Genomic DNA, 4,191 nt, shown 5'->3' with positions numbered 1-4,191 from the left:
CCACTGCGCCGGGTTGTCGGTGCAGGTCGGGAAGACCTCGTCGGTGGCATGCACCTGCCACGCGAGCACCGCCTTCGGCACCACCGACAGTGCCTGCGCCGGGCCGAACAGCGCGAGCGCGCTGCCGGTGTGGCGCTCGATCGCGTCGGTCGCGCGCAGCCACCATGCGGTGTCGCCGGCCGGCACGAAGCGCAGCCCGCGGCATCGCCCGTCGGCGAAGAAGCCGTGCTCGAAATCGACGCGCAGCAGCGGCAGGTACGGGCCCATGTCGATCATGCGGAGGCTCCCACGCCGGCCTGCGCGCGGCGCACCACCGGCAGCTGGGCATCGAACTGGCCGGCATCGAAGGTGACCATGCGCATGCGGTACAGCACCGACGGCAGGTAGCGCCCGCTGAACAGGCCCCACAGGTTGCTCAGGTCGCTGACGCTCAGGTTCTCGATGTCGAGCGTGAGCTTGTCGATGCGCGGATCGAGGTCGGGCGTGTTCTGGTGGTCCAGCACCGGCCACGACTGGAAGTGCGCGATCGTGCTGGAGATGAACTTCAACGCCTCGGTGTAGTTCGACGCGCTGAAGTTGGCGGCGAACATCACCAGCAGGTTCAGCGACACCGGCAGCGGCTGCCGCGCATGGCGGCCCTCGCCCGCGCCGGGCCGCGAGCGGGGGCTGGGCGTGGTGTCGCGCTCGATGTTGACGAGGAACACCGCGAGCTTGTTGTTGATGTTCGCGGCGACGCCGCCATCCGGCTCGTACAGGCTGGAGACGACGACCAGCTCTTCGCCCAGCTGGAACGAGCGCCGCAAGGCGTTGTTCAGCTGGCTGGCGACTTGCGAGATGGCCGCGTCGATCATGGAGGTTCCGGTGGGGCGAGTGGTGAAGGAATGCCCCGACGATAGGGACGCACGCGGCCCGCGCCCATCGGTCAATCTCTGAACTTGGACCTCTTCATTGCTGAGACGCCGGTGGCCAGCGGCTGATGTCGCCGTGCACGGCGTGGATCGCCTGCGCAAGCACGGCGAGCGGTTCGTCCTTCAGCACGTAGCCACGCGCGCCGGCAGCGCGCATCGCGTCGATGATTGCCGGCTCGTCGTGCATCGACAGCACCAGCACGCGCAGGGCCGGGTGGCGCGCCAGCAGCGCAGCCAGCGCGGTCGGCCCGCCGCCGGGCATCTGCACGTCCATCAGCAGCACGTCGGGGTGCACGCGCGCCTGCGCGAGCCAGGCCTGCAGCGCCGGCACGTCGGGCGCCTCGCCGAGGATCTCGAAGCCTCGGCGTGCCAGCAGCTCGGCCACACAGGCGCGGTAGGCCGCGTGATCATCGGCCAGGTAGAGGGTCAAAGGGCGCGCGGCAACTCCCATCGTGGCGCTCAGCGTGAACCGCCGCGGCCCGCCGCGCCATCAGGAAACGGCTGATACGGGCCGGTGCGGAAGCTGAGCCTGCCCGCTCAGGACGGCGTGCGCGCGCCGCTGCGCCACGGCTGGTCGAGCGAGCTGAGGCCCTCGCACAGCGCATAGCGGGTCAGCTCGGCGAGGCTGCTGATGTCGAGCTTCTGCATCACATGCTCGCGGTGCGTCGCGACGGTCTTGATGCTGACGTGCAGCCGGTCGGCGATCTGCTGCGTCGACAGGCCTTCGGACAGCAGCTGCACCATCTCGCGCTCGCGCGGCGTCAGCGCCGCGGTGCCGCCCGCCGCCTGCGGCTGGCCGCGGCTGCGCACTTCCTTGACGACCAGGCCGACCAGTTCGGCACTCAGGTGCACCTGGTCGGCCATCGCCTTGCGGATGGCCAGCGCGAGCTCGTCGTACGAGCAGTCCTTCAGCACGTAGCCCGAGGCGCCGGCCTCGAGCACCGCGAGCACCATGCGGCTCTCGGCATGCACCGACAGGCACAGCACGCGCACCGACGGGTCGTCGGTGCGGATGCGGCGCGTCGCCTCGACGCCGTTCAGGCCCGGCATCGACACGTCGGTGACGACGATGTCCGGCCGCAGCTCGCGCGCCAGGCGCACCGCGCCCAAGCCGTCGTCGGCCTGGCCGATCAGCTCGATGTCCTTCTCGCGCGCCAGCAGGGCGCACAGCCCGTCGCGCATGATGCGGTGATCGTCGGCCAACACGATGCGGATGCCCATGGTCGTTCCTTCGATGCGTGTGCTGTCGGTGCGCCGTCGTTCAGGCCGCGGCGAGTGCCGCCGTGCCCACCGCATTCGGCAACAGGATCGTGATGCGCGTGCCCAGGCTCGCCGCGGACGAGATCTCCAGCCGCCCGCCGATCGCCTGGATCTGCGCCTGCGTGCTGGCCAGCCCGAAGCCGCCGGTACGGCTGAAGACGCCGCGCGAGGCATCGGTTCGGAAGCCGACGCCGTCGTCGGCGACGCACACCTTCAGGCAGCGGCCGTCGCACCACGCGGTGATGCTGACGCGCGCCGCATGCGCATGCTTCTGCACGTTCAGGCACAGCTCGCGCACGCCGCGGAACACGACGGCGAGCACGGCCTCGGGCAGGCTGAGCGGTGGCATCGCGCCATCGAAGCTGACCTGCAGGCGGCTGTCGGCGGCAAGGCGGTCGGCCAGGCTGCGCAGGGCCTGCTCGAGGCCAAGGCGCAGCACCGGGCTGCTGAGGTCGAAGGTGGCGGAGCGCGCAGCGCGCGACGCCTGCGCCAGCAGCGCGCCGATCTCGTCGTGCAGCGCCGTCGCCTCGTCGCCCGGCGGGCTGTCGCGCAACGCACCGAGCTTGAGCCGCGCGAGCGTCAGGAACTGGCCGATCTCGTCGTGCAGGCCGAGTGCGATGCGCTCGCGCTCGCGCGCCTCGGCGACGGTGATCTCGTAGGCCAGCGTGCGCAGGTGGCTGCGCGCGGGCCGGGCGAGCTGCCGCGGCAGCGGCCTGGGGCGGATGCGACCCCGCGCCGGACGACACCCACGACAGCCGGCCCCCGGCTGCAACCGGACCGACGGCTCGACACGTGTTCTCATTGTTCGCTCCCTGGCGATTTGTTGGCGCCCGCAGGCGGCCGCCCTTTGTCGGACAGCGAAACGATTATGGACACGCGAAACGACTTGCGACAGCGATGCCCCGACGCGCTTCAGCAGTTTTCAGCACGCTTCAGGAGGCGCAGCCGCAAGCCGTGCTCAGGCCGTGCAACGGCGCAGGTTCTCGCGCACCGCCGCGGCGATGGCGGTGCGCGTGGCGCGGCGCACGCCGGCCTCGTCGAGACGCTGCGGCAGGCGGGCCGCCTCGGTGCAGACGCGCTCCAGCGCATCGAGTGCGAGGCGCTGCGGCACCTGCGCGGTGCGTGCCAGTGCCAGCAGGTGCGTGCGCGCCGGCGCGCGGCTTTCGCCCATCACCGAGGTCTGGTGGCGACCGCGCGGACCGTGGCTGAAAACGAGGTCGTAGGCCGGTGAAAGCTGCCACATCGAGCGCTCGTTCATGCGCAGCGCGAAGTGCTTCGCGTGATCGTCGCGGTTGTGGAACACGACGTTGAAGACGCAGCGCAGGAAGGCCCGGCTCACCTCCACCTCGTCGCGCGTGAAGAAGCGGGTGGCGCGCAGCACGGTCTGGTAGTCGAGCGACGGCAGCCGGAAATCGGCGTGCAGCGCACCGGCGAACGAATGCACCGGCACGCGCATCGCGGCCGCACCCGATCCCCAGCGGTCGAAGCGCTCGACGCCGAAGGCCGACATCGCACGGCCGAGGCTGAAGTGCTGCGTGCGCGGCATCGCGATGCCGCAGGCGCGCGCGGCGATCGAGTACGCGTACTCGACGGCGCAGACCTCGTGATGCTCGCCGCGGGCGGGGAACTTGACCAGCCAGGGGGTGCCGGGCGTGCTGCCACCGGGCTCCTCGTGCGAGCTGATGCGTCGCGTGTCGGGGTCGAAGTTCACCAGCACCTTCGGTCGTGCACCTTGCGGCGATCCACCCATCATCACCAGCGTGTTCAGGGCCGCCACATCCTCGCCTTCGACCACCGCCTGCGCCGCGGTGGCGAGCTGCAGCAGCGAGAGGTGCTCGTCGGCCGGCGCCCAATCGTCGGCCGGGCGGAACACCCAGGCCCCCATCGCGCGCTCGCCGATGAACGCCAGCCGGTCGAGCGGCGACAGGCGCACCGGATCGCGCCCGCTCTTCAGGAAGAGCTTGTCCATCAGCAGCAAGCCCCAGCCGTCGGGCAGCACATCGGCCAGCAGACCGGGCAGGTG

6 protein-coding genes are annotated in these 4,191 nt (G+C 71.0%); all 6 read right to left on the bottom strand.

The window, feature by feature from the left end; genetic code table 11:
* Nucleotides 1–276, bottom strand: a 276-nt coding sequence (locus AC1D1T_RS30610) for a hypothetical protein (protein ID WP_477993181.1), incomplete at its 3' end; no start/stop codon positions are given.
* Nucleotides 273–851: a Pvc16 family protein gene (locus AC1D1T_RS30605; RefSeq protein ID WP_477829187.1), complete on the bottom strand. Its 579-nt coding sequence runs from the start codon at nt 849–851 to the stop codon at nt 273–275. The genes AC1D1T_RS30605 and AC1D1T_RS30610, both read right to left, overlap by 4 nt.
* A gap of 94 nt (nt 852–945) precedes the next feature.
* A complete protein-coding gene (locus AC1D1T_RS30600) occupies nt 946–1,359 on the bottom strand; it encodes a response regulator (RefSeq protein ID WP_082004333.1) in 414 nt (137 codons plus the stop codon).
* 86 nt (nt 1,360–1,445) lie between these two features.
* Nucleotides 1,446–2,129, bottom strand: coding sequence for a response regulator transcription factor (locus tag AC1D1T_RS30595; protein WP_169672690.1), 684 nt, complete (start codon nt 2,127–2,129; stop codon nt 1,446–1,448).
* A gap of 40 nt (nt 2,130–2,169) precedes the next feature.
* A complete protein-coding gene (locus AC1D1T_RS30590; protein ID WP_477993180.1) occupies nt 2,170–2,970 on the bottom strand; it encodes a sensor histidine kinase in 801 nt (266 codons plus the stop codon).
* Between the two features lie 156 nt (nt 2,971–3,126).
* Nucleotides 3,127–4,191, bottom strand: a 1,065-nt coding sequence (locus tag AC1D1T_RS30585; protein WP_477993179.1) for a type II toxin-antitoxin system HipA family toxin, incomplete at its 5' end; no start/stop codon positions are given.

It is taken from the genome of Rhizobacter sp. P2_H3 (genome assembly GCF_056403355.1).
The sequence above is the reverse complement of the archived record's forward strand: the minus strand, read 5'-3'. Positions and strand labels throughout refer to the sequence as shown.

Bases quoted from the DNA above. Each gene is read 5' to 3' on its own strand.
- AC1D1T_RS30605 (WP_477829187.1), bottom strand. From the start codon at position 851: ATGATCGACGCGGCCATCTCGCAAGTCGCCAGCCAGCTGAACAACGCC.
- AC1D1T_RS30600 (WP_082004333.1), bottom strand. From the start codon at position 1,359: ATGGGAGTTGCCGCGCGCCCTTTGACCCTCTACCTGGCCGATGATCAC.
- AC1D1T_RS30595 (WP_169672690.1), bottom strand. From the start codon at position 2,129: ATGGGCATCCGCATCGTGTTGGCCGACGATCACCGCATCATGCGCGAC.
- AC1D1T_RS30590 (WP_477993180.1), bottom strand. From the start codon at position 2,970: ATGAGAACACGTGTCGAGCCGTCGGTCCGGTTGCAGCCGGGGGCCGGC.